We start from the raw sequence: 21,554 nt of genomic DNA on the forward strand, positions 1-21,554 counted from the left end.
CGGGCCGGCCGCCCGGCTGCGTCCGTCAGGCCGGCTTGGGCGCGCTCGGTCCCTGCCCGATGCTCAGCCACGAGTCCGGGCCCTCGCGCCCGGAGTCGCCCGAGTTCTCGTCGCCGCCCGCCGTGCCGGCGTCTTTCATCGCCTGCAGCTGGCGCTCGACGTCCGCCCTCGTCGCGCCCGCCGAGAGCTGACGCTCCAGGTCTTCGTCGGGAGCGGCGGTGAGGTCCTTCAGGGCGCCGCTGGCGAGCAACTCGTCGGTGGCGGCAGCGCGGGCCTGCATCTGGGCGACCCGGTCGCGTGCCCGGTCGAGGCTGGCGCCGACGTCGTTCATCTGCGAGCCGATGCCCGCCGCGATCTCATTCGCCTTGACCTGCGCTTGAGAGGCGGTATAGGAGGCCTTCATGGCCTCCTTCTCGGTTCGGAAGGCGGCGATCCGCTCGGAGAGGCGACGCTCGTTCTCCTGCAGCTGGCTCTGCTGTCGCTGCAGCGCGGCGTGCTGCTCCCGGAGCGTGGCGACCTGGCCTTCGAGGAGGGAGCGCCGCTCCAGTGCGGCACGCGCGAGATCCTCGCGCCCCTGGTTCAGCGCCTCCTGCGCCTGCTGGGCCAGCCGCTGGTAGCGGGCGCCCATCTCCTGCCCCTGCAGTTCGAGCCGCTTCCGCGCCGTCGCGACTTCGGCCAGGCCCTGACGCACCTGCTGGAGCATCCGGAGCTGCTGCTCGTAGCTGTCGTCGAGGACTTCGCGCGGATCCTCCATCTTGTCGAGTGCACGTGAGGTCTTGCTGCGGAAGATGGTGCGCAGACGTGATGACTGGCTCATGATCGATTCCCCCTTGAGAGGCGTTCTGTTGATTGCTGTCGATACGGCTCGGGCGATCCGTCGGTGCCGTTGAGTGCGTGCAGTTCCTGCATCCCGGCGTGCAGGGCGGCGACCTCGCGGTCGACGTCGGAGTGCAGCGCGCTGAGAGTGTCGTCGGAGAGCTCGCCCAGACCGCTTGCGACGGCCGAACGCAGCCGGCGCACGAGCCCGGTCAGCTCGTCGACGCGGCGGGTGACCACCGGCAGTTCCGCGGCGAGCACGGCGGAGTCCCGCTCGCTCTCCATCAGTCGCAACTGCGACTCGAGCGCGATGCCTTCGGTCTGGATGCGGCGGAAGAGCCGCGGGAGCTCGCCCTTGGGGCCTTCGCTGCGCACGGCGAGATCGATGGCCGCCTGCCCGCTGTCGAGCGTCTCCTGGAGCCGCACGCGCAGTCTCAGAACTCTCTGCTGCGGGCCGTAACTGAAGCGGGCACGTGTGCGCAGCACCGCCCCGGCGAGAGGCCGGCTGCGGCGGATGCGAAGGTAGATCCTCCGCGCGATGACGACGACGGTCACGGCGATCGCAAGCATGACGACCGCGAAGGTGATCGCGATCCAGCCGAGGACCATCATGGGCGCCACCCACGGATTCCGCTCTCGAGAACATTCGCTGTCAGGCAATTCAGGTTCATGGGTCCACCTTCATCGAGCCGCGCGTTGTGGCACTCGATAGAACACAAACACAACACGCCTAACCGCGCAAGGTACGCCCGATTGTCCGCTGTGCGAACCCCGTGGGTCTACCGGTCAGGGGGCTCACGGTGAGCATTCAGACAGTAACTGAGGTATTCTCAGCCCATGACCCCGGATTATCGGAGAACGTCACTCGCCGCCGCGTTCGCGCTGGTCGTACTCCTCCTGGTGGGCATCTTCGTGATCGTCGCGAGCGGTGTGCTGCCGGGAGACGCGCTCGGAGGTGCGCTGTACGCGGTCGGTGTCGGCCTGCTGGTGATCGCCGCGATCGGGCTGCTCGCGCAGGTGCTGATCCGCCGCTGACGGTGCGCCCGGCGAGCTCCGGGAGACTCCTAGTAGCGGGGCTTGCGGGGAGGACGGTCGCCGCGGTCATCCGGTCGCCCGCCGCCACGACGGTCGGGCTTGAGCTCGATGAGCTTGCCGCTGATGCGGGTGTTCTCCAGCTTGGCGAGCACGTCGCCCGAAAGATCGGCGGGCAGTTCGACGACCGAGAAGTCGGGGAGGATCTTGATCGCGCCGAAGTCCTCCCGGCTCAGGCCGCCCTCGTTGGCGAGCGCTCCGACGATCTGGCGGGGCTCGACCTTCTGCCGCTTGCCGACCTCGATCCGGTACGACGCCATCGGGCCGCCGCTCGGCCGGGCACGCCGCTCCGGACGCTCCGTGCGGCCGGACCGCTCGCCACGGCCGCCGCGGTCGTCGCGGCCCCCGCGCTCGGGACGACCGGGACGATCATCCGGGCCCCGATCGTCGCGCTCGTATCGTCGCGCGCGTTCGTCTTCGGGGGAGAGCAGCAGCGGCTCATCGCCCTGGGCGACCACCGCGAGTGCAGCGGCCACATCGGCCTCGGGCACGTCGTGGTGCTCGACGTAGTGACCGATGATGTCGCGGAACCGTGCGATGCGGTCCTCCTGACTCAGAGCCGACGTGATCGCGTCGTCGAAGCGGGCGAGCCGGGTGACGTTCACATCGTCGACGGTCGGCAGCTGCATCTGGGTCAGCGGCTGCCGGGTCGCCTTCTCGATGGCTCCGAGCAGGCGACGCTCGCGCGGCGTGACGAAGCTGATCGCCGCTCCGCTGCGACCGGCGCGACCGGTGCGGCCGATGCGGTGCACGTAGGACTCCGTGTCGATGGGGATGTCGTAGTTGACGACGTGACTGATCCGGTCGACGTCGAGACCGCGGGCGGCGACGTCCGTGGCCACGAGGATGTCGAGCTTGCCCGACTTGAGCTGGTTCACCGTGCGCTCGCGCTGGGCCTGCTGCACGTCGCCGCTGATCGCCATCGCCGAGTATCCGCGAGCGCGCAGCTTCTCGGCGAGCGTCTCCGTCTCGTTCTTGGTGCGGACGAACACGATCATCCCCTCGAAGTTCTCCACCTCCAGGATGCGCGTGAGAGCGTCGACCTTCTGCGGATACGACACCATCAGGTAGCGCTGGGTCGTGTTCGCCGACGTCGTGGTCTTGTTCTTGACGGTGATCTCTTCGGGGTCGTGCAGGTACTTCTTCGAGATCCGCCGGATCTGGGCGGGCATCGTGGCCGAGAACAGGGCGACCTGCTTGTCGTCCGGCGTGTCGGCCAGGATCGTCTCGACGTCTTCGGCGAAGCCCATCTTGAGCATCTCGTCGGCTTCGTCGAGCACCAGGTATTTGAGCTCGGAGAGGTCGAGGGTGCCCTTCTCCAGGTGGTCCATGATGCGCCCCGGAGTGCCGACGACGATGTGGACCCCGCGCCGCAGCGCCGAGAGCTGGATGCCGTAGCCCTGGCCGCCGTACACCGGAAGCAGGTGCACGCCGCGCAGGTGCGCGGCGTACTTCTCGAACGCCTCGCTGACCTGGAGGGCGAGCTCGCGCGTGGGAGCGAGCACGAGGGCCTGCACGCTCTTCTGCGACACGTCGAGGCGCGACAGGATCGGCAGCGCGAAGGCGGCGGTCTTGCCGGTGCCCGTCTGGGCGAGGCCGACGACGTCGCGTCCCTGGAGCAGCAGAGGGATGGTGGCGGCCTGGATGGCCGACGGATTCTCGTACCCGACATCCTTGAGCGCCTTCAGCACCGCGTCGTCGAGGCCGAGCTCAGAGAAGGTGATCGCGTCGCCGGCAGTCTCTGCCTCGCTGTGCGCTGAATCCGGAGCCGTCATGCTCCAACGGTAGTCCTCCGAACCGAGCACGGGTGTCGCGCTGTGCGCTCGACGGCTACCCTTCTTGCCAGAAGGCGGATACGGCGAGCACAGGTACGGAGAGCACCGGGAGGCGGATCGGCATGACCACGAACAGTCGAGGAAGCACCATCGTGCGGGACGGCCCCTGGGGCTTCTTCTTCCTGCTCGCCTACGTCGGGGCGGCGATCTACTTCGTCTCCGTGTCGGACGGCTCCTTCTGGGGCGTCGTCCTCGGGCTGCTTCAGGCGATCGTCTGGCCGGTCTACGTCGTCTATCACGCGCTGGTGCTGCTCGGCGCCTGAGCCCGTCCATGCGCCTGCATCGTTTGTAGCCATCCGCGCCGAACGGGTCGATGATTGCTCATGTGACAGGATGCGGTGATCGGATCGGTCGCGGGTCATGAACCCGGCAGCGCGGCGGGTCCAGCGCGTCTATCTGATCCTCCTGCTCGGCAACACCCTGGCGGCGTCCTTCATCTGGGGCATCAACACCCTGTTCCTGCTCGACGCGGGCCTGACGAACTTCGAGGCGTTCGCCGCGAACGCCTTCTTCACCGCGGGAATGGTGATCTTCGAGATCCCGACCGGCGTCGTCGCCGACACGGTCGGCCGCAAGATATCCTACCTGCTGGGGACCATCACGCTGTCCGTCACCACCGCGCTCTACTGGCTGCTCTGGCTCTGGCATGCGCCGTTCGGCTGGTGGGCGCTGGTGTCGGTGCTCCTCGGTCTCGGCTTCACGTTCTTCTCGGGTGCGGTGGACGCCTGGCTCGTCGACGCCCTGACCTCCGTGAAGTTCAGCGGCAGTCTGGAGGCCGTGTTCGGCCGGGGGCTCGTGGTCACCGGGATCGCGATGTTCGCCGGATCGGTGCTGGGCGGTGTGATCGCCCAGGCGACCAACCTCGGGGTCCCGTTCCTCTTGCGCGCCATCGTGCTCGTCATCATGTTCGTGTTCGCCTTCTTCGTGATGAAGGACATGGGGTTCACCCCCGACCGCTCGATGGGCCCGCTGAAGGCCACTCGCAACGTGCTGACGCAGTCGATCGACCACGGGCTCAAGAAGCGCTCGGTGCGTTACGTGATCCTCTCCGCGCCGTTCGCCTCCGGAGTCGGGATCTACGCCTTCTACGCGCTGCAGCCCTACCTGCTCGAGCTCTACGGCGACAAGACGGCCTATTCGATCGCGGGTCTCGCCGCCGCCATCCTGTCGCTGTCGCAGGTGGCCGGTGGCATGCTCGCGCACCGGATCCGCGGTCTGTTCGCCAAGCGGACGACGACGGTGATCGGCGCATCCCTGCTGAGCGTGTTCGCGCTCGTCGTGCTCGGCCTGAACAGCCTCTTCTGGCTGGCGGTCGTGTTCCTGGTCCTATGGGGGTTCGTGTTCGCCGTCGCCGGGCCGGTGCGGCAGGCGTACATCAACGACATGATCCCGTCGAAGCAGCGCGCGACGGTCCTCTCGTTCGACTCCCTGTTCGGCAGCCTCGGCGGCGTGTTCATCCAGCCGGCCCTCGGCCGTGCCGCTGACCTCTGGGGCTACGGGACGTCGCTGGTGATCGGCGGTGCGGTGGAGCTCATCGGCATCCCGTTCCTGTTCGCCAGCCGCCGCCAGCACGATCCGGCCGACACAGCCACGGTGCACGAGGGGAGCGAGGCGGCGGCACCGGAAGCGCCGGCAACCGCCGAACCCAAGCCGCCGGCGGCACCCGAGACGCCCTGAACGCGAGCGCCTGCGACGCGGAACCGGTCATTCGGTCGGCGGGCCGGGCATCCGGATGCTCACGAGCGGTCGCGGGCGGCGGCGAGCTCGTCGCCGCGGAAGCACCCGACGATGTGGTCGTTCACGATCCCGATCGTCTGCATGAGCGAATACGTGCTGGTCGGCCCGATGAACGAGTAGCCCTCGGCCTTGAGGCGTCGGCTGAGAGCTTCCGACTCGGCAGTGTGCGGGGCGACGTGGCCGCCGTGCGTGGGACGGGGCGCATCCGCCGGCGCATACTCGGCGGCGATGTCGGCAAGCGGGCGAGTGGAGGCGGTCATGACCGCGGCGTTGTGAAGGGTCGCCTCGATCTTCGCCCGGTTGCGGATGATGGCGGCGTTCTCGAAGAGCGCGGCGACCTCATCCGGGCCCATCGCTGCGACCCGCCCCGGATCGAAATCGTGGAACGCGCGCCGGAACGCCTCCCGCTTGTGCAGCACCGTGAGCCAATTGAGGCCCGCCTGGAAGATCCCGAGCGACAGGGCCTCCAGTACGGCGGCGTCACCGGCGCCCGGCGCTCCCCACTCGGCGTCGTGATAGCCGAGGAGGTCGGCGTCGGCCTCCAGGCGTGTCGCCCACGCGCAGCGCACCCGCCCGTCGGAGCCAGCCAGAACCGACCCGGTATCCCAATCAGCCATGGGATGCTCCTCTCCGGCCGCTCCTCAGGAGCTTCCCAGGTGCCGGAATAGCTCTCTGATCGGCGGCGTTCCACCCATCATGGCAACTACCGAAATCACAAGCCAGAACCACGACGAGACTGTGGCCGACGGCATCGTCCTCCTCGACTTCTGGGCCGACTGGTGCGGCCCGTGTCACATGTTCGCCCCCGTCTTCGAGAAGGCGTCGGAGAAGCACGCGGACATCACGTTCGGAAAGATCGACACCGAGGCGCAGCAGGAGCTGTCCGGGTCGTACGGCATCCAGTCCATCCCCACGCTCGTCGCGTACCGCGACGGCATCCCTCTCTTCTCGCAGGCGGGTGCGCTCCCGGCCGAGGCCGTGGAAGACCTCATCGGTCAGCTGCGCGCCCTCGACATGACCGACGTGCGCGCCGAGTACGAGAAGCAGCTGGCGGAGCGGGCCGGCAAGTAGCGAACCGCCTAGAGGGTTGACCCCTGCGCGGGCTGCGCCGGCTGGTCGGCCTGCGCCGGCTGAGCTGCCGCGAGCGCTTCGGCGACCGCCTGCTCGACCGTCAGCTGCCTGCCGGCGGCGATCGCCGCATCCAGCTGCTCGCCCTTTCCCGCGGCGACGAGCTGGTCGAGGAAGGCCTGGTGGAAGGTGAACATCGGGCCGTTGTGGAGGCCGCTGCGTTCTCGTAACGCGCGTGCTGCCCCGGCCAGCCGCCCGGCGCGATCGGCGTTGCCCGCCAGTGCGGCGACCGCCACCATTCCCTCCAAGCCGTAGGCGAGCCCTTCGACATGGCCGATGCTCGTCGAGACGGTGACGCTGAGCGCGAAGTCGCGGCGTGCGTCCTCGACCTCGCCGAGCAGGAGTTGCGCCCACCCGAGGTGGTACGACGCGATCCGCTCCCCGACGGCGTCGCCCGCGGACTTCGTCAGCGCCAGGCTCTTCTCGAAACGTTTCAGGGCTTTGTGGAGCTTCTTCTGCAGCAACGCGACCCGGCCCAGGATCACGAGTGCCATGGACTCGCCCCACACGCTCCCGTTCTCGCGGAAGAGGCGCATGCTCGTCTGCATCACCTCTTCGGCGCGCTCCGTGTCGCGCTTCCCTCCGGCGAGCAGCGACAGCGCGAGGGAGATGCGGGTGAGCGCCTCACCCTCCGGGTCGTTCGTGCTGTTGAAGAGCTCGGCGGCCTCGGTGAGGTCGGCGGCGACGCTTCCGTCCGGGTCCTTCCAGAACATGATCGTGCGCGTGAAGTAGATCGCGATGGCCCAGGTGTGGTCGGGGAGCTGCTCCCCGGAGTCGAGGGCCTCGTCCATCCAGGTGCGGACCTCGCCGAGGAGCCCGGAGACCCACCAGTAGAGATAGAGACTGAACGCCAGGTGCGCCGCGCGATCCCAGTCCCTCGTTCCGAGGAGGTAGCGCTCGGCGGCCCGCAGGTTGTCGCGCTCCTCGCCGAGACGCTGCATCGACTCGCGTTGCTTCCCGCCTTTCAGCTGGGTCTCGACCCGGTCGCCCAGGGCGAGGAAGTAGCGCGCATGCGCGTCGCGGACACGCTGCAGGTCGCCCGCGTCCCACAATCTCTCCCGCGCGTACTCGCGCACGATCGCCTGCATGGAGAACCGGGGGCGGCCATCCCCTTCGTGCTGATGGACCAGACTGCTGTCGACCAGCGCCGAGAGGTCGGTGAGGACGTCGCCGCCGCCGGCCGCCGCATCCGGGTCGCCGTCGAGACCGACGAACTCGGCCGCGTCCAGAGTGAAGCCGCCCTCGAAGACCCCCAGGCGTGTGAGGAGCTGCCGCTGATCCTCGTCGAGCAGCTGCGTGCTCCATTCGATCGTCCGGCGGAGGGTCTGCTGCCGTTCGGGCATGTCGCGCGACCCGCCCACCAGCACGGAGAGGCGGCGGTCGAGCCGTTCGAGCAGGTCGGCCGGCGAGAGCACCCGGATGCGCGCTGCCGCCAGCTCGATGGCGAGCGGCATCCCGTCCACGGCCGAGCACACCCGGGCGACGATCCCGGCGTTCTCCGACGTGAGCTCGAAGTCGGGTTTGACGGCGTGCGCGCGCTCGACGAACAGGTTCACCGAGGAGTCCTCGGCCAGCGGCCCGACCTCGAAACTGTGCTCGCCGTTGACCCGCAACAGGACGCGGCTGGTGACCAGCATCGACACGCCCGGCGCGGCCGCGAGCAGGGCCGTCAGCACCGGGGCCGCCGGCAGGACCTGCTCGAAATTGTCCAGCACCAGCAGGATCCGGCGCTGGTTCAGTGCGGTGACCAGGTTGTCCATCACCGGGGCGTCGCCCGTGTCGCGCACGCCGAGCGCTTGGGCGATCGTGTTGGGCACGCGATCGCCGTCGTGCACCGCGGTGAGGTCGACGAACACCGCGCCGTCGGCGAAGCCGGGGGTGGCGGCCTCCGCAGCGGCGATCGCGAGGCGGCTCTTGCCGATTCCGCCGGGACCGGTGAGGGTGACGAGCCGCGCGCCGGATTCGAACATCTGCCCGATCCCGTCGACGTCGGCTGCGCGGCCGATCAGGTCGGTGAGGGGCACCGGGAGGCGGGCGGGCTCGATGACGCGGTCGGCCTCGCCGGGCACCCCGACGGTCAGCAGCGCCTGGCTCTGTTCGAAGCGTTCGGCGAGCAGCGTCGCGAGGTCGGCTTCGACGAGGCGAGCGAGCTCTTTCGCGGTCTCGAAGTACTTGTACGCGGCGCGGTCGTCGTCCCGGATCCGGTTGAGCAGTTTCGTGAGTCCCGGTTCGCGGTTCTCGGCCGGGCTCTTGATGTAGAGGAGGCGCGGCAGCTGCGCGGGGCACAGGTTGTACTCGTCTTCGAGCCCGGACACCTCCTCGTCGGGCGCGGTCCAGCCGTAGCGCTCCCAGTACAGGCCGAGGAAGACGTCGCTCTGCTCCAGGTAGGCCCGATACAGCTCGCGCGGCGGATGCGGGCGGGCGCCCAGCTCGAACATGACCGGCGCGAGGTGCAGACGTTCGATGGCCGTCCGGGTCGCCTGGCGTTCGGGTGCGAGCTCTTGAAGGGTGGAACTGACGAAGATGCGCAACCGTTGATCCGGAGTACGGATAACATGAGTGCTGCTCATGTATTGAATTCTGTTGCCGAAACGCGAAATAGTCCAGTGCTTGCGCGCATCCGGATGCTCGGAGCGCTGTGGAAGAGCGACGTGAGCTGACGCTCAGCGCCGGAGCGACTCCAGCGCGTCCCGCACCCGCCGCGGTTCGGCCTCGGGCGGCAGGTTCGTCGTGTCCCGCGCTCCGTCCAGGGACCCGGCGGGGTCCGCCTCGAGAGCGGCGAACGGGGGCTCCAGGCTGTCCGGCGCCGGGCCGTGCTCGGCGACGAGCTCGAAGGTCTTGCGGTCGGCGGCGTCGGACGACAGGCTGCCGACGAGGACCTCGGCGATCTGCTGTCTCGCGATCGAGCCGTCGCTCGGGTCGCCGGCTTGGTGCGTGTCGCCCTGGAGCATCGCGATGCGGAGCTGCTCGGGCTCGTTGTAGTCGAACCAACCGGGGCGCACGATCGTGTACGGACGCCCGCCGGCGCGCACCAGCCGCTCGGCGCGGAGCTTCCAGTCGTGCGCCTGGGAAGGCCGGTTGAACGCCGCCTCGTGGTTCGTCACCCCGATCGCGGTCATCAGGGCGATGCGCGCCGGCCGGTCGCCCAGGTCGACCAGGACGTTGTGCACGGCGCCGTAGTCGACCGCCTCGGTCTCCGCTACGTCCGTTCCGTGCGAGCCGTGGGTGAAGACGACCGCGTCGATCCCATCGACGGCCGCGCCCAGGGTGCCGGGCTCGGTGAGGTCGCCGACCACGAGCTGGGCCTCGGCCGGCAGGCCGCCCCTGGCTTTCGCGGCGTCACGGACCAGTGCGCGGGTCGTGTAGCCCTGGCGGATCGCCTCAGCGACGACGAGGCGGCCGATGCTGCCGGTCGCGCCGACGACGAGGACGGTTCGGGGTCGTTCGCTCATGGTTTCCTCCTCGGTGCACCCTACGCCGCCCTGCGTCTCGTCGCCCACGTCGTCGAGGGGTGGCGAACGCAGCCGAAAGCTCGGGGGTCTGGTGCGTTCGCCGCTTCTCAATGGGTTGGGCTCAACGGGTTGGGCGCGTCGAGAGGAGGTGGCAGACTTCGGCCATGGACATCGAACAATGGTGGCCGAGGCTCAAGCCCTCGACGCGCGACTGGTTGATCGAGAACAACGGCGACGCGGTTCCGGAGGAGATCGTCGCGGAGATCACGGAAGCCGGCGGAATGGTCAGCTCCCACGAGTGGTGGGTCGGTGAGATCGATCCCACGGGCTTCTACTTCTCCGACGAGGCCGCCGACTGGATCGAGGCCGTCGCGAACGACGAGACCCCCGAAGGGCGCTGAAACCGGCGTAGCCTGAAGAGGTGACCAATTCGGTGACCCAGGCCCCGCCCATCAGAACCGTCGGAGAGCTGCGTGCCTCCGGCCATCTCCAGAAGCCGGTGCGGCGCGAGATCCGCGACAATCTGCTCGCGAAGCTCCGCTCCGGCGAAAACCCCTGGCCCGGCCTGCACGGGTTCGAGGCCACCGTCATCCCGCAGCTCGAACGGGCGCTGATCGCCGGCCATGACGTCGTGCTCCTCGGTGAGCGCGGCCAGGGGAAGACGCGGCTCCTGCGCACCATCGGGGGTCTGCTCGACGAGTGGACGCCGGTGATCGACGGCTCGGAGCTGGGCGAGCATCCGTACGATCCGATCACCCATGCGTCGCGCCGTCGCGCGGCCGAGCTGGGAGACGCCCTCCCGGTGGCCTGGCGGCATCGCGACGAGCGGTACGTGGAGAAACTCGCCACCCCCGACACCTCGGTGGCCGATCTGATCGGCGACGTCGACCCGATGAAAGTCGCCGAAGGCCGTTCGCTGGGCGATCCGGAGACCATCCACTTCGGGCTGATCCCGCGCAGCCATCGCGGAATCGTCGCGATCAACGAGCTGCCGGACCTCGCGGAGCGCATCCAGGTCGCGATGCTCAACGTGATGGAGGAGCGGGACATCCAGGTTCGCGGATATGTGCTCCGGCTGCCGCTCGACGTCCTGGTCGTGGCGAGCGCCAACCCGGAGGACTACACCAACCGCGGCAGGATCATCACCCCGCTCAAAGACCGGTTCGGCGCCGAGATCCGCACGCACTACCCGACCAGGCTCGAGGCCGAGATCGCGGTGATCCACCAAGAGGCCGATCTCGTCGCGGAGGTTCCGGACCACTTGGTCGAGATCCTGGGGCGCTTCACGCGCAACCTGCGGGAGTCGTCGTCGGTCGACCAGCGCAGCGGCGTGAGCGCGCGATTCGCCATCGCCGGCGCCGAGACGATCGCGGCGGCCGCCCTGCACCGTGCGACGGCGCAGGGGGAGGCCGTCGCAGTCGCGCGGGTGGTCGACCTCGAAGCCGCGGTCGACGTCCTGGGCGGGAAGATCGAGTTCGAGACCGGGGAGGAAGGCCGGGAGTCGGAAGTCCTCACCCATCTGCTGCGCACGGCGACGGCCGACACGGTGCGGCAGCATTTCGGCGGCATCGACTTCGGGCCGCTGGTCGCGGCGATCGAGAGCGGTGCGATGGTGACGACGGGGGAGCAGGTGACGGCCCGGCAGTTCCTCGACGAGCTGCCGGTGCTCGGCGAGTCGGAGCTCTACGACGACATCTGCGACCGGCTCGACGCCACCGGAGACGGCGAGCGCGCGGCGGCGATCGAGCTCGCGCTCGAAGGCCTCTACCTCGCACGGAAGGTGGGCAAGGACACCGACGGGAGCGAGACGGTCTATGGCTAGGTCCCGCAGCCGTTTCCGCCGCTACGACGGCGGGGATCCGCTCGCCCCTCCTGTCGAGATCGCCGAGGCGCTCGACGCGATCGGAGAGAGCGTGATGGCCGGCTCATCGCCGGAGCGGGCGATGGGGGAGTTCCTGCGGCGCGGAGGGCGCAACCAGACCGGACTCGACGACCTCGCCCGCCGGGTGGCGGAGAAGCGCCGCCGGCTGCTGCACCGGAACAACCTCGGCGGCACGCTGGACCAGGTCAAGCAGCTCCTCGACCACGCCGTGCTGGAGGAGCGCAAACAGCTCGCGCGAGACGCGCGGATGGACGACGACGACCGCGCCTTCGCGGAGATGCGCCTGGAGAGCCTGCCCGCCTCCACCTCGGCGGCGGTCAGCGAGCTCAGCGACTACCAGTGGCAGTCGCCTCAGGCACGCGCGGACTACGAGAAGATCAAGGATCTGCTCGGGCGGGAGCTGCTGGATCAGCGGTTCGCCGGAATGAAGCAGGCGCTCGAGAACGCCACGGACGAGGATCGCACGGCGATCAACGAGATGCTGACCGACCTCAACGCCCTGCTGGAGAAGCACCGCCTGGGCGAGGACACCCAGCAGGACTTCGACGACTTCATGCAGAAGCACGGCGACTACTTCCCCGAGCATCCGCAGAACATCGACGAGCTGATCGATACGCTCGCGGAACGGGCGGCGGCGGCCCAGCGGATGCTCAACTCGATGACGGCCGAACAGCGCGAGGAGCTGATGCAGCTCTCCGCCCAGGCCTTCGGGACGCCCCAGCTGATGGACTCGCTCGCCCAGCTCGACTCGAACCTGCAGGCGCTCCGGCCGGGAGAGAACTGGCGTGGCTCCGAGCGTTTCGACGGAGAGGAGGGGCTCGGTCTCGGCGACGGCACCGGGGTGCTGCAGGATCTCGCCGACCTCGACGAGCTCTCCGAACAGCTCTCGCAGTCGTACGGGGGCGCGCGGATGGACGACATCGACCTCGACCGGCTCTCGCGCCAGCTCGGAGACGAGGCCGCCGTCGACGCACGGACCCTGCGCGAGCTGGAGAAGACCCTGCGCGAGAGCGGCACCCTGCGACGCGACTCGACCGGCAGGCTCAAGCTCACGCCCAAGGCGATGCGCCAGCTGGGCAAGTCGCTGCTGCGCGACATCGCCACCCGGATGTCCGGACGGCAGGGTGAGCGCGAGCTGCACCAGGCCGGGGCCGCGGGGGAGAGCTCCGGCGCGACCCGGCCGTGGGAGTTCGGCGACACCGAGCCGTGGGACATTCCGCGCACGGTGCTGAACAGCGTGCAGCGCCGCGCCGGCGAAGGCGGAGGTCGCCTGATCGTGGTCGACGACATCGAGGTGGCCGAGACCGAGTCGCGCACCCAGGCGGCGGTAGCGCTGCTGGTCGACACGTCGTTCTCGATGGCTCTCGACGACCGCTGGGTGCCGATGAAGCGCACCGCGCTCGCCCTCCACACGCTGATCAGGTCCCGTTTCCGCGCCGATCAGCTGCAGCTGATCGGCTTCGGGCGCCATGCCGAGGTGATGGACATCGAGCAGCTCACGGCGCTGGACGCGGTCTGGGACAAGGGCACGAACCTCCACCACGCCCTGCTCCTGGCGAATCGGCACTTCCGCAAGCATCCGAACGCCCAGCCCGTGCTGCTCATCGTCACCGACGGCGAGCCGACCTCCCATCTGGAGGCCGACGGAGCGGTGAGCTTCTCGTACCCGCCGCATCCGCGGACGATCAAGCACACTCTCGACGAGCTCGACAACTCGATGCGGCTCGGCGCGCAGACCACGTTCTTCCGGCTCGGCGACGACCCGGGCCTCGCACGGTTCGTGGACTCGATGGCGCGCCGCGTGTCCGGTCGGGTGGTCGCACCCGAGCTCGACGATCTCGGCGCGGCCGTCGTCGGGTCGTACCTCGGCTCACGAGGGTCGTCGGCCGCTGATGAGCTGGGCACCGACTACGGCGACTGGTTCGGCGGCCGGGGGTTCTGGGTCGGTTCCTGACCCTGCCGCGGCTCAGAACCGACGCGGATCAGCCGGCGGAGTCGACGGCGCCCTCGACGGCGCCGATCCGCACGCAGCAGTGACCGGATGCCGGCTCGAGCCAGACGGAGCGCTCGTCGGGCGACTCATCGGCGAGACCGCGCACGAATGCGGTGTTCGCTGAGCAGATGAGGTCGGTGTGGCGGGCCGCCAGTTGATGGAACGGACAGTTCGTGAGCCGGAAGCCACCTTCGCCGTCCGGTGCCGGGGCATAACCGACCTCGGCGAGCGTGTCGGCGAGCGGGATGCCCTCATCGCCGAACTCGTGGCCACGGCTCTCGGCGACCGCGACGAGGCATTCGCGCATCGGCGTCCCCGTGCGGTCGGACTCCTCAGCGGCGGTGACGAGGATGTCGCCGACGAGGTCGTAGCGTCTCGGAGGGACCGAGGCGTTGACCTCCTCGCTGGCGAGAGCGTAGAACTTGGCCGGCCGCCCGGCGCCCGGGCCGGTGCGCCCGGTCCGTCGCGCGAACTCGACTGTGAGGGCGCCGACCTCGACGAGCTTGTCGAGATGGAACGCCGCGGTGGCCAGCGGCAGCCCCGAGCCCGCGGCGAGCTCGTCGCGCGCCAGAGGCCGGTCGCTCTGCCGGAGCAGGTCGTAGAGCGCCTGGCGGGCCGGGTCGGCCAGGGCGGCGATGACCGCTGCCGGGTCGGTCGGAGTCTGCGCCGTCGGATCGCTCATGGGCACATCCTATCTCTAAAAAAGTAATTCTTGACAAAAGAAAGCGGACAAACCTACGCTCAACTCATACGCCGACCACGAGGAGGCGACGATGTCGCTGGTGCAGGATCTGGACGACGGCGAGCCGGGCTTCGAGCCCGTCGCTCTTCGGCACAACACCTCGCTCGCCGACCGCCGTGCGGAAGCAGCGGTCGCCGAACTGCTCGGCGCGCTCGGGCGCGACCTGGACGACCCGAACCTGGCCGACACCCCGCGGCGCGTCGCCGCCACCTACCGCGAGCTGCTGCATCGCGAACCCCTGACGATGACGACGTTCCCCAACGACAGCGGCTACGACGACCTGGTGCTGGTGCGCGACATCCCGTTCACGTCGCTGTGCGCACACCACCTGCTGCCGTTCCGCGGCGTCGCGCACGTCGGGTACGTCCCGGGGCGACGGCTTCTCGGGCTCTCCAAACTGGCGCGCGTGGTCGAGCATTTCGCCCGCGACCTCCAGCTGCAGGAGCGGCTCACCGTTCAGATCGTCGAATACCTCGAGGGCGAACTGGCGCCGGCCGGGGTCGGCGTCGTACTGGAAGCCGAACACCTGTGCATGTCGATCCGCGGCGTCGGCGCGGTCGGCGCGCACACCCGCACCTCGCGATTCACCGGCGCGCTCGCTCCGCACGGAAACGATCGCTTCAGCGCAAGCCGGCAACGCGGCGACTGATCGCGGCCACCAAGGAGCACGACATGTCCACTCCCACTCCCACGCCAGGCGCCCTCGTCGGCGCCGCCCTCCAGACGGTGACGTCGTGACGGCCACGGCAGACCTGCGTGCCGCGGGTGTGAGCATCTGGCTCGACGACCTCTCACGGGGCAGGATCGTCTCCGGCGGGCTCGAACGGCTCATCGCCGAGCGCGACGTCGCCGGCATCACCACCAATCCCACGATCTTCGCGAACGCGTTCGCAGAGAGCGCGGTCTACGACGACCAGCTCGCCGAGCTGCGGGCGGAAGGCGCCGGCCCTGCGGAGACGGCCTTCGCCCTGATGACGCACGATGTGCGGGCGGCGTGCGACATCCTGAAGCCGGTGTACGACGCGACCGGCGGTGTCGACGGGCGCGTCTCGATCGAAGTGAGCCCGGCCGTGGCGCACGACCCAACGGCCACGCTGGCCGAAGCCGTCCACCTGCACGAGCTCGTGGATCGCCCCAACGTGCTCGTCAAGATCCCGGCGACTCCGGCCGGCGTGCTGGCGATCGCCGACGCCACGGCCGCCGGCATCAGCGTGAATGTCACGCTGATCTTCGGACTCGAGCGCTATCGCCAGGTGATCGACGCCTACCTGGCCGGACTCGAACGCGCCCGGCACGCGGGCCACGACATCGGCTCGATCCACTCCGTCGCCTCGTTCTTCGTCTCCCGCGTCGACGTCGAGGTCGACCGTCGCCTGGCTGCTCTCGGGGGAGAGACGGCTGAGCGGCTGAGCGGGCAGGCGGCGATCGCCAACGCCCGGCTCGCGTACGAGATCTTCGAGCAGACGCTGCTGGATGCCAGCTGGCGGGAACTCGCCCGGGCGGGCGCGAATCCGCAGCGCCCGCTCTGGGCGTCCACTGGGGTGAAGGACCCGCGGCTCCGCGACACGATCTACGTCGAGGAGCTGGTCGCCCCGCACACCGTCAACACCATGCCCGCCAAAACGCTCGAGGCGGTCGCCGATCATGGCAGCATCCGGAACGACACGATCCACGGGACGTACGACGACGCGCGCCGGATGCTGGACGAGCTCGCTGCGGCCGGTGTGTCGATGGCCGACGTCGCCGACACCCTGGAGACGGCCGGGATCGTCACGTTCGCCGCGTCGTGGGAGACATTGATCGGCGCGATCTCGCCGCACTGAGGTGCGCGATCCGCGCGACGTCAGGCGGCGACCGCGGCGTCTCCCAGACCGAGCAACTTCATGCTGTTCTGCCACAGCTGGTCGAGTTGCGCCGGGTCGTTGAACAGCTTGGCGAAGAGGATCATGCCCTCGATCTGGGCGACGATGGACCTCGCCGTCTCGCGCGGTGACGCCACCGACACCTCGCCGGCGGTCACGGCCTCGCGGATGGCGCCCTCGACGATGTCGATCTGCTCGTCGAAGATCTCCTGAAGCCGGGCGCGCAGCGGGTCGTCCTGGGCGCTGACCTCGAGTGCGAGGTTCCCGAACAGACAGCCGGCAACGGCGCCGGTTCCCTTCAAGGCGGCGCTCTGCATCTCCGCGGTCGCGATGAACAGCGCGCGCAGCCGATCGACGATCGGCTCGGGGGCGGTCAGGATGCCCATCCACTGGCCGCGCTGCCACACCCAGTGCTCGTCCACGACGGCCAGCGCGAGGGCCTGCTTCGACGGAAAGAAGTAGTAGAAGCTCCCCTTGGGCACGTCTGCTTCGGCGCAGATCTCGGCGACGCCGATCGTGCTGTACGCCCGTTGCCCGAAGAGCGTCGCGCCGGCATCGAGGATGCGCTGTCTCGCGTCTGATTTTCGTCCCATGTTTGCAATTATACGACCGGTCGGCTATAACTGTCACTGTTAGTAGTTGACCGATCGTCTAGTAAGGATGTAACACCATGGAATCTCGTAAAGTCGCCGTCATCACGGGCGGATCGCAGGGCATCGGAGCCGGCCTCGTCGAGGCGTATCGCCGCCTCGGCTACGCGGTCGTCGCCAACTCCCGGTCGATCGCGGCCTCGAGCGACACGAGCACGGTCACCGTCGCCGGTGACATCTCCGACCCGGCCGTCGCCGACAAGGTCATCGCCACCGCCGTCGGCACGTTCGGTCGCGTCGACACGCTGGTGAACAACGCCGGGATCTTCATCGCCAAGCCGTTCGGGGAATACACCCAGGACGACTACGACAACGCTCTGCGCGTGAACCTGGGCGGGTTCTTCCACGTGACGCAGAAGGCGCTGGCGCAGATGGAGACGCAGGGCTCCGGCCACGTCGTGAACGTCACGACGACGCTCGTGGAGAACGCCAACTCGAACGTCCCGTCGGCGCTCGCCTCCCTGACCAAGGGCGGACTCGCATCCGTCGTCAAGTCGCTGGCCATCGAGTACGCGGGCAGGGGCATCCGGGTCAACGCGGTCTCGCCCGGGATCATCAAGACCCCGCTGCACGCCGAGGAGACGTACGACACGTACGCGGCACTGCACCCGGTGGGCCGGATGGGGACCATCGACGACGTCGTGCACGGTGTGCTGTACCTCGAGCAGGCGCCCTTCGTCACCGGAGAGTTCCTGCACGTCGACGGCGGACAGAGCGCGGGCAACTGATCATGACCGCACTCGGCACCGTTGAACTGAACCGCATCGTGACCGACGCTCTCGACGAGTGGGCGGATGCGATCCGCGCACACGAGCCGGAGCGCGCCGCGTCGTCCTTCACCAAGGACGCGGTCTTCCAGGGGTTCGACAGGACCCACACCGTCGGCCGACCGGGAATCGCGGCCTACTACGACAAGCAGCCGGTCGGCCTCAGCCCGACCTATGAGGTCCTCGAGCGACGGCAGCTCTCCGACGACACGCTCATCGCCTACGTCGCGGTCGACTTCGCCCGCCCCGACGGAGTCGTGATCCGCGTCCACCTGACGGCGGTGCTCGTCCGGGCCGACGGCGCGTGGCTCCTCAGCCACTACCACGTCTCCAAGATCGAGGTCTGAATCGCGCCGCGCCCGAACGATCCGGGTCCCTGACTGCAACCCTTGTGTTGCACTTCCTGAGAAGAAAGTGCAACACTAGGGTTGCATGTTCATGCAGCATGTGCGAGTCGGAGACGAAAGGGAGAGACCGATGAACGATCGAAGCTATGAGACCACCCTGGTCGTGGAGCAGACGGCGCGCGAAGCGTTCGACGCCATCAACGATGTGCGGAGATGGTGGTCGGAAGACCTCGACGGGCGCACCGATGCCGTCGGCGAGGAGTTCACCTTCCGCGCCAAGGACATCCACCGCTCCCGCATCCGGATCACCGAGCTGATCCCCGGAGAGCGGGTCGTCTGGCGCGTCCTGGACAACTACATGAACTTCGTGCAGGACCAGACCGAGTGGAAGGACACGGAGATCCGCTTCGACATCGCCGAGACGGGCGACGGAACGGAGATCCGCTTCACGCACGCCGGTCTGGTGCCCGACCACGAGTGCTACGACATCTGCTCCAACGCGTGGGGGTTCTACATCAACGGCAGCCTGCGAGGTCTGATCACGACCGGCACAGGCGAGCCGATCCTGCGAGAGGCCGGGCACGCGAACCAGCCCGTGTGACCCGGTTCGTGCGGCTCAGAGTCCTTCCGCGACGGCGGCCGCGGCGTGCAGCCAGGCGCGCCGTGACGCCGGCGAGAGCGCGCTGTATTCGAGACGTCCTCCGTGCATCGCCGGGTCGAACGGCACCGACACGGCCCGGCGGGCGAGGGACTCGAAGCCGTCGGCGACCCGGCGGGCATCCGCGGCGCCGCCGGACTTCTCGGACTGCGAGACGATGACGACGGCCCCGGATGCCAGCCGGGCGGAGCGTTCATCGCGCTGCGCGAGAGCCTCGAGCAGGAGGGCACCGGCTTCCGCGTGCTCGCCGAGCGCGGTGGTCGCGATCACCAGCTGATCGGTGTGGTCGATCATCCGGAGCCAGCGGTCGGCGGACTCGTCGTTGCCGCTGTCGATGAAGATCAGCCGGAAGTACTTGGCGACCACCGAGTGGAGCTTGTCGAAGTCGTCGGTGGTGATGCGCTGCTCGGTCGCGAGCATCGCGGGGTTCGATCGCAGGACGTCGTACTTGTCGCCGGTCTGGTGGTGGACGAAATGCGACAGGTCGGACGACTGGGCGGCCGGGGAGAGCAGGTGCTCCGTGTTCGGAAGGAGCGTCTGGACGGTCGCGTCGTGGAGGCCCTGCTCCGTGCGCCAGCCGAGGGTGCCGCGCGTCTCGTTGTTGTCCCAGGCGAGCACGCCGGAGCCACCGCTTCGCGCGAAGACCGCGGCGAGCATGGCAGTGGTCGGGGTCTTGTTGGCGCCGCCCTTGCCGTTCACGATCGCAATCGTGCGCGGTCCCGCCCAGTGCTGGCTGACGGCGTGCGTCTCGTCCCGCTCGACGCGCTCGCGGGTGGAAGCGGGAATGGGCAGCCCGGTCTTGGCGAGGAGGCCCCGCCAGCCCTTCCGGGCGCGGTCGGGCGTGCGCTCCTCGGTGAGGAACGAGGCCCGTCCCGCCGAGGGCACGGGCTCGGGCTCGGTCTCGATCCGCAGGGCCGGGTTCGGCCCGGTCTCCGGCCGCGAGAGGATCGTCGGCGCCGGCAGCGGGTCGCTTCCGGCCGAGGTGTCGAGCTCGACGTGGGGGTCGAGGATGTCTTCGAACGCCGGTCGGGGCGCCTCATCGGCCGACGGCAGCAGGGAGGCGAAGTCGAAGTCGGAGCGCGACTCGGCGATCGAGTCCGCAGACCAGTCCTGTGGCAGCTCGTCCGCCCGGTGCGGGTGCGCCGCCGCCCGTTCGTCCGCATCGGCCACCGGATCGGCGACCAGCCGCTCCTCTTCGCCGATCTCGCCGCTGGCGTGCACGACGAGCAGCCACTGGCCTTCGTCGTCCTCGGTGATCAGCCTCACGGGCCGGCCCAATTCGACGGCGACGTCGCTGACGCGGGCGAGGATCGCCTCGCGCACCTGGTCGGTGCTGTCGGCGGAGAATGTCTCGCTGATGCCATCGATGCTCAGCTCTCCGGAGCGGTCGCCGCCGAATCGCGCGGTGATCAGCGGCACAGCGGGGATGTCAAGCGTCACGTGGTTCTCTCACTCCTCCTGCGGGCGCCCTGTGGGCGTCGCGCATGTATTCACAAACTTGCATTGTACGGTAGGCCGGTTTCGGGCCCCCGGGTAGCCCGCGCGGTGTGCGCGCGTGACTGCGACGCGAAACGTCTTGACGGTCGGGACAGACCGGTCCACAGTGGATGTGCGGCGCGGGTAAACGCAGTGCCTCAGCCGCGACATCCGGCGCTGGGCCTCGAGCGCGGCGCATCACGCAGAGAACGGCTTCGACATGCCTGAGTCGAATCGGAGACTGGCCGTCGTGGGGGGACTGGGCGTCTACCCGGCGATCCGGCTGTCCCTTCCGTCGCGCCGGCTCTTCGCGTTCCTCGCTGTGCACGGCGGAGCGGTCGCGCGTGCGGTGGCCGCCGATCAGCTCTGGACCGATGTCGCCGAGAGCCAGGCGCGGGCCAATCTGCGGCGGGCGTTGTGGCAGTCGCCGGCCGAGTGGATCGATTCGGCGGGGGACACGCTGGAGCTGAGCGCCGAGGTCGACCTTGCGGCATTGCACGCGGCGGCGAGCGCTGCGATCGACGGCGGCGAACTCACCCTCGACGAGATCACCGGCCTCTCGCATGACCTGCTGCCCGGCTGGCACGAGGAGTGGGTCGTGCCCGCGCAGGAGGCGTTCCACCTCCTGCGGGTCCAGGCGCTCGAAGCCGCGTGCCTCACGATGGCCGAGCATGGCGTGCACGCTTTGGCGACCCAGGCCGGCACGGCGGCGCTCGCAGCCGATCCGCTGCGCGAGTCCGCCGCGTTCGCACTCATCCACGCGCATCTGCTCGAAGGCAACCGGCACGCGGCCGCCGCCCGCTTCCATGCGTTCGCGCGCATCCTGGAAGCGGAGCTGGGCGTCGAACCGGACCCGGCGCTGGCCGATGCCGTTCACGCTGCTGTCGCGGCGCCCGCCGCCGGGGCGGCCTGACCGGCACGACCGCTTCCCAGCCCCGGATGCCCGGCGACGGTCGCAGCGGACGCCACGCGGACACGATCCGGACGCCGCAGCAACGGGACGCCGATGATGACGGCACGCCGCGCGGTCGGGACGGTCACGTCCGCACCACGGCTCGCGGTCGTCCGGGTGACGGACGGAGGTCGCTTCGCGACACGATCGCGGACGGCCCGTCTG

At 69.2% G+C, this 21,554-nt stretch carries 23 protein-coding genes; 13 read left to right on the top strand and 10 right to left on the bottom strand.

Annotated elements, in window-relative coordinates; genetic code table 11:
- Window positions 1-25: 25 nt before the first annotated feature.
- Window positions 26-817: a PspA/IM30 family protein gene (locus tag ACFVV5_RS09905; RefSeq protein WP_387242718.1), complete on the bottom strand. Its 792-nt coding sequence runs from the start codon at window positions 815-817 to the stop codon at window positions 26-28.
- On the bottom strand, window positions 814-1,437 hold the full coding sequence (locus ACFVV5_RS09910; protein ID WP_387242721.1) for a hypothetical protein: 624 nt from the start codon (window positions 1,435-1,437) through the stop codon (window positions 814-816). The genes ACFVV5_RS09905 and ACFVV5_RS09910 overlap by 4 nt, the downstream gene beginning before the upstream one ends.
- A gap of 216 nt (window positions 1,438-1,653) precedes the next feature.
- Here ACFVV5_RS09910 and ACFVV5_RS09915 point away from each other — a divergent pair, with 216 nt between their 5' ends.
- Window positions 1,654-1,851: a hypothetical protein gene (locus tag ACFVV5_RS09915; RefSeq protein ID WP_387242724.1), complete on the top strand. Its 198-nt coding sequence runs from the start codon at window positions 1,654-1,656 to the stop codon at window positions 1,849-1,851.
- Window positions 1,852-1,880: 29 nt separating this feature from the next.
- On the opposite strand, the gene ACFVV5_RS09920 is transcribed toward ACFVV5_RS09915, so the two are convergent.
- Window positions 1,881-3,683, bottom strand: a complete 1,803-nt coding sequence (locus ACFVV5_RS09920) for a DEAD/DEAH box helicase (RefSeq protein WP_387242727.1) — start codon at window positions 3,681-3,683, stop codon at window positions 1,881-1,883.
- Between the two features lie 122 nt (window positions 3,684-3,805).
- Here ACFVV5_RS09920 and ACFVV5_RS09925 point away from each other — a divergent pair, with 122 nt between their 5' ends.
- Both ACFVV5_RS09925 and ACFVV5_RS09930 read left to right on the top strand, forming a co-directional pair.
- Window positions 3,806-4,006, top strand: a complete 201-nt coding sequence (locus ACFVV5_RS09925; protein WP_387242730.1) for a hypothetical protein — start codon at window positions 3,806-3,808, stop codon at window positions 4,004-4,006.
- Window positions 4,007-4,103: 97 nt separating this feature from the next.
- Window positions 4,104-5,420, top strand: a complete 1,317-nt coding sequence (locus ACFVV5_RS09930) for an MFS transporter (RefSeq protein ID WP_387242733.1) — start codon at window positions 4,104-4,106, stop codon at window positions 5,418-5,420.
- Window positions 5,421-5,479: 59 nt separating this feature from the next.
- On the opposite strand, the gene ACFVV5_RS09935 is transcribed toward ACFVV5_RS09930, so the two are convergent.
- Entirely contained in the window at window positions 5,480-6,097 is a 618-nt protein-coding gene (locus ACFVV5_RS09935; RefSeq protein ID WP_387242736.1) for a DNA-3-methyladenine glycosylase I, read from the bottom strand.
- 79 nt (window positions 6,098-6,176) lie between these two features.
- Here ACFVV5_RS09935 and trxA point away from each other — a divergent pair, with 79 nt between their 5' ends.
- On the top strand, window positions 6,177-6,551 hold the full coding sequence (gene trxA, locus ACFVV5_RS09940) for a thioredoxin (protein ID WP_387242739.1): 375 nt from the start codon (window positions 6,177-6,179) through the stop codon (window positions 6,549-6,551).
- Between the two features lie 8 nt (window positions 6,552-6,559).
- Here trxA and ACFVV5_RS09945 read toward each other — a convergent pair whose 3' ends face one another.
- Together ACFVV5_RS09945 and ACFVV5_RS09950 are read right to left on the bottom strand one after the other, a co-directional pair.
- Window positions 6,560-9,178, bottom strand: coding sequence for an ATP-binding protein (locus ACFVV5_RS09945; RefSeq protein WP_387242742.1), 2,619 nt, complete (start codon window positions 9,176-9,178; stop codon window positions 6,560-6,562).
- Window positions 9,179-9,271: 93 nt separating this feature from the next.
- Window positions 9,272-10,060, bottom strand: coding sequence for an SDR family oxidoreductase (locus ACFVV5_RS09950; RefSeq protein WP_387242745.1), 789 nt, complete (start codon window positions 10,058-10,060; stop codon window positions 9,272-9,274).
- A gap of 164 nt (window positions 10,061-10,224) precedes the next feature.
- On the opposite strand from ACFVV5_RS09950, the gene ACFVV5_RS09955 reads away from it, so the two are divergent.
- The 3 genes from ACFVV5_RS09955 to ACFVV5_RS09965 are packed head-to-tail and all read left to right on the top strand — an operon-like array spanning window position 10,225 to window position 13,896.
- Window positions 10,225-10,461 carry a hypothetical protein gene (locus tag ACFVV5_RS09955; protein WP_387242748.1) on the top strand — a complete coding sequence of 79 codons (237 nt, stop codon included), beginning with the start codon at window positions 10,225-10,227 and terminating at the stop codon, window positions 10,459-10,461.
- A 32-nt stretch (window positions 10,462-10,493) separates the two neighbouring features.
- The gene (locus ACFVV5_RS09960; protein ID WP_387243240.1) at window positions 10,494-11,882 is read left to right on the top strand and encodes a sigma 54-interacting transcriptional regulator; all 1,389 of its coding nucleotides are present in this window, start codon (window positions 10,494-10,496) and stop codon (window positions 11,880-11,882) included.
- Window positions 11,875-13,896 (top strand): VWA domain-containing protein, encoded by a 2,022-nt coding sequence (locus ACFVV5_RS09965; RefSeq protein WP_387242751.1) that lies wholly within the window; start codon window positions 11,875-11,877, stop codon window positions 13,894-13,896. The genes ACFVV5_RS09960 and ACFVV5_RS09965 overlap by 8 nt, the downstream gene beginning before the upstream one ends.
- A gap of 28 nt (window positions 13,897-13,924) precedes the next feature.
- On the opposite strand, the gene ACFVV5_RS09970 is transcribed toward ACFVV5_RS09965, so the two are convergent.
- Window positions 13,925-14,617, bottom strand: a complete 693-nt coding sequence (locus ACFVV5_RS09970) for a helix-turn-helix transcriptional regulator (RefSeq protein WP_387242754.1) — start codon at window positions 14,615-14,617, stop codon at window positions 13,925-13,927.
- 91 nt (window positions 14,618-14,708) lie between these two features.
- Between ACFVV5_RS09970 and folE the strand changes: the two genes are divergently transcribed.
- On the top strand, window positions 14,709-15,326 hold the full coding sequence (gene folE / locus ACFVV5_RS09975) for a GTP cyclohydrolase I (protein ID WP_387242757.1): 618 nt from the start codon (window positions 14,709-14,711) through the stop codon (window positions 15,324-15,326).
- Between the two features lie 85 nt (window positions 15,327-15,411).
- Window positions 15,412-16,500 carry a transaldolase gene (tal, locus tag ACFVV5_RS09980; RefSeq protein WP_387242761.1) on the top strand — a complete coding sequence of 363 codons (1,089 nt, stop codon included), beginning with the start codon at window positions 15,412-15,414 and terminating at the stop codon, window positions 16,498-16,500.
- A gap of 20 nt (window positions 16,501-16,520) precedes the next feature.
- On the opposite strand, the gene ACFVV5_RS09985 is transcribed toward tal, so the two are convergent.
- Window positions 16,521-17,132, bottom strand: coding sequence for a TetR/AcrR family transcriptional regulator (locus ACFVV5_RS09985; protein ID WP_387242764.1), 612 nt, complete (start codon window positions 17,130-17,132; stop codon window positions 16,521-16,523).
- A 77-nt stretch (window positions 17,133-17,209) separates the two neighbouring features.
- On the opposite strand from ACFVV5_RS09985, the gene ACFVV5_RS09990 reads away from it, so the two are divergent.
- The 3 genes from ACFVV5_RS09990 to ACFVV5_RS10000 all read left to right on the top strand — a co-directional run bounded on the left by ACFVV5_RS09990 (window position 17,210) and on the right by ACFVV5_RS10000 (window position 18,904).
- Window positions 17,210-17,917 carry an SDR family NAD(P)-dependent oxidoreductase gene (locus ACFVV5_RS09990; protein ID WP_387242766.1) on the top strand — a complete coding sequence of 236 codons (708 nt, stop codon included), beginning with the start codon at window positions 17,210-17,212 and terminating at the stop codon, window positions 17,915-17,917.
- Between the two features lie 2 nt (window positions 17,918-17,919).
- Window positions 17,920-18,303, top strand: a complete 384-nt coding sequence (locus ACFVV5_RS09995; RefSeq protein ID WP_387242769.1) for an SgcJ/EcaC family oxidoreductase — start codon at window positions 17,920-17,922, stop codon at window positions 18,301-18,303.
- A 130-nt stretch (window positions 18,304-18,433) separates the two neighbouring features.
- Window positions 18,434-18,904: an SRPBCC domain-containing protein gene (locus ACFVV5_RS10000; RefSeq protein WP_387242772.1), complete on the top strand. Its 471-nt coding sequence runs from the start codon at window positions 18,434-18,436 to the stop codon at window positions 18,902-18,904.
- Between the two features lie 15 nt (window positions 18,905-18,919).
- On the opposite strand, the gene ACFVV5_RS10005 is transcribed toward ACFVV5_RS10000, so the two are convergent.
- Complete coding sequence (locus ACFVV5_RS10005; RefSeq protein ID WP_387242775.1) at window positions 18,920-20,401, bottom strand: AAA family ATPase; 1,482 nt, start codon at window positions 20,399-20,401, stop codon at window positions 18,920-18,922.
- Between the two features lie 256 nt (window positions 20,402-20,657).
- Between ACFVV5_RS10005 and ACFVV5_RS10010 the strand changes: the two genes are divergently transcribed.
- Window positions 20,658-21,350, top strand: coding sequence for a BTAD domain-containing putative transcriptional regulator (locus ACFVV5_RS10010; protein ID WP_387242778.1), 693 nt, complete (start codon window positions 20,658-20,660; stop codon window positions 21,348-21,350).
- Here ACFVV5_RS10010 and ACFVV5_RS10015 read toward each other — a convergent pair.
- Entirely contained in the window at window positions 21,311-21,478 is a 168-nt protein-coding gene (locus ACFVV5_RS10015) for a hypothetical protein (RefSeq protein ID WP_387242781.1), read from the bottom strand. The two genes, ACFVV5_RS10010 and ACFVV5_RS10015, sit on opposite strands and share 40 nt — an antisense overlap.
- Window positions 21,479-21,554: the final 76 nt, after the last annotated feature.

It is taken from the genome of Leifsonia sp. NPDC058248, assembly GCF_042881905.1.
Lineage (GTDB): Bacteria > Actinomycetota > Actinomycetes > Actinomycetales > Microbacteriaceae > Leifsonia.

What these genes read in the sequence shown, in the direction of transcription:
- ACFVV5_RS09905 (WP_387242718.1), bottom strand. Translation starts at nt 817, where the DNA reads ATGAGCCAGTCATCACGTCTGCGCACCATCTTCCGCAGCAAGACCTCA.
- ACFVV5_RS09915 (WP_387242724.1), top strand. Translation starts at nt 1,654, where the DNA reads ATGACCCCGGATTATCGGAGAACGTCACTCGCCGCCGCGTTCGCGCTG.
- ACFVV5_RS09920 (WP_387242727.1), bottom strand. Translation starts at nt 3,683, where the DNA reads ATGACGGCTCCGGATTCAGCGCACAGCGAGGCAGAGACTGCCGGCGAC.
- ACFVV5_RS09925 (WP_387242730.1), top strand. Translation starts at nt 3,806, where the DNA reads ATGACCACGAACAGTCGAGGAAGCACCATCGTGCGGGACGGCCCCTGG.
- ACFVV5_RS09930 (WP_387242733.1), top strand. Translation starts at nt 4,104, where the DNA reads ATGAACCCGGCAGCGCGGCGGGTCCAGCGCGTCTATCTGATCCTCCTG.
- ACFVV5_RS09935 (WP_387242736.1), bottom strand. Translation starts at nt 6,097, where the DNA reads ATGGCTGATTGGGATACCGGGTCGGTTCTGGCTGGCTCCGACGGGCGG.
- trxA (WP_387242739.1), top strand. Translation starts at nt 6,177, where the DNA reads ATGGCAACTACCGAAATCACAAGCCAGAACCACGACGAGACTGTGGCC.
- ACFVV5_RS09945 (WP_387242742.1), bottom strand. Translation starts at nt 9,178, where the DNA reads ATGAGCAGCACTCATGTTATCCGTACTCCGGATCAACGGTTGCGCATC.
- ACFVV5_RS09950 (WP_387242745.1), bottom strand. Translation starts at nt 10,060, where the DNA reads ATGAGCGAACGACCCCGAACCGTCCTCGTCGTCGGCGCGACCGGCAGC.
- ACFVV5_RS09955 (WP_387242748.1), top strand. Translation starts at nt 10,225, where the DNA reads ATGGACATCGAACAATGGTGGCCGAGGCTCAAGCCCTCGACGCGCGAC.
- ACFVV5_RS09965 (WP_387242751.1), top strand. Translation starts at nt 11,875, where the DNA reads ATGGCTAGGTCCCGCAGCCGTTTCCGCCGCTACGACGGCGGGGATCCG.
- ACFVV5_RS09970 (WP_387242754.1), bottom strand. Translation starts at nt 14,617, where the DNA reads ATGAGCGATCCGACGGCGCAGACTCCGACCGACCCGGCAGCGGTCATC.
- folE (WP_387242757.1), top strand. Translation starts at nt 14,709, where the DNA reads ATGTCGCTGGTGCAGGATCTGGACGACGGCGAGCCGGGCTTCGAGCCC.
- ACFVV5_RS09985 (WP_387242764.1), bottom strand. Translation starts at nt 17,132, where the DNA reads ATGGGACGAAAATCAGACGCGAGACAGCGCATCCTCGATGCCGGCGCG.
- ACFVV5_RS09990 (WP_387242766.1), top strand. Translation starts at nt 17,210, where the DNA reads ATGGAATCTCGTAAAGTCGCCGTCATCACGGGCGGATCGCAGGGCATC.
- ACFVV5_RS09995 (WP_387242769.1), top strand. Translation starts at nt 17,920, where the DNA reads ATGACCGCACTCGGCACCGTTGAACTGAACCGCATCGTGACCGACGCT.
- ACFVV5_RS10000 (WP_387242772.1), top strand. Translation starts at nt 18,434, where the DNA reads ATGAACGATCGAAGCTATGAGACCACCCTGGTCGTGGAGCAGACGGCG.
- ACFVV5_RS10010 (WP_387242778.1), top strand. Translation starts at nt 20,658, where the DNA reads ATGCCTGAGTCGAATCGGAGACTGGCCGTCGTGGGGGGACTGGGCGTC.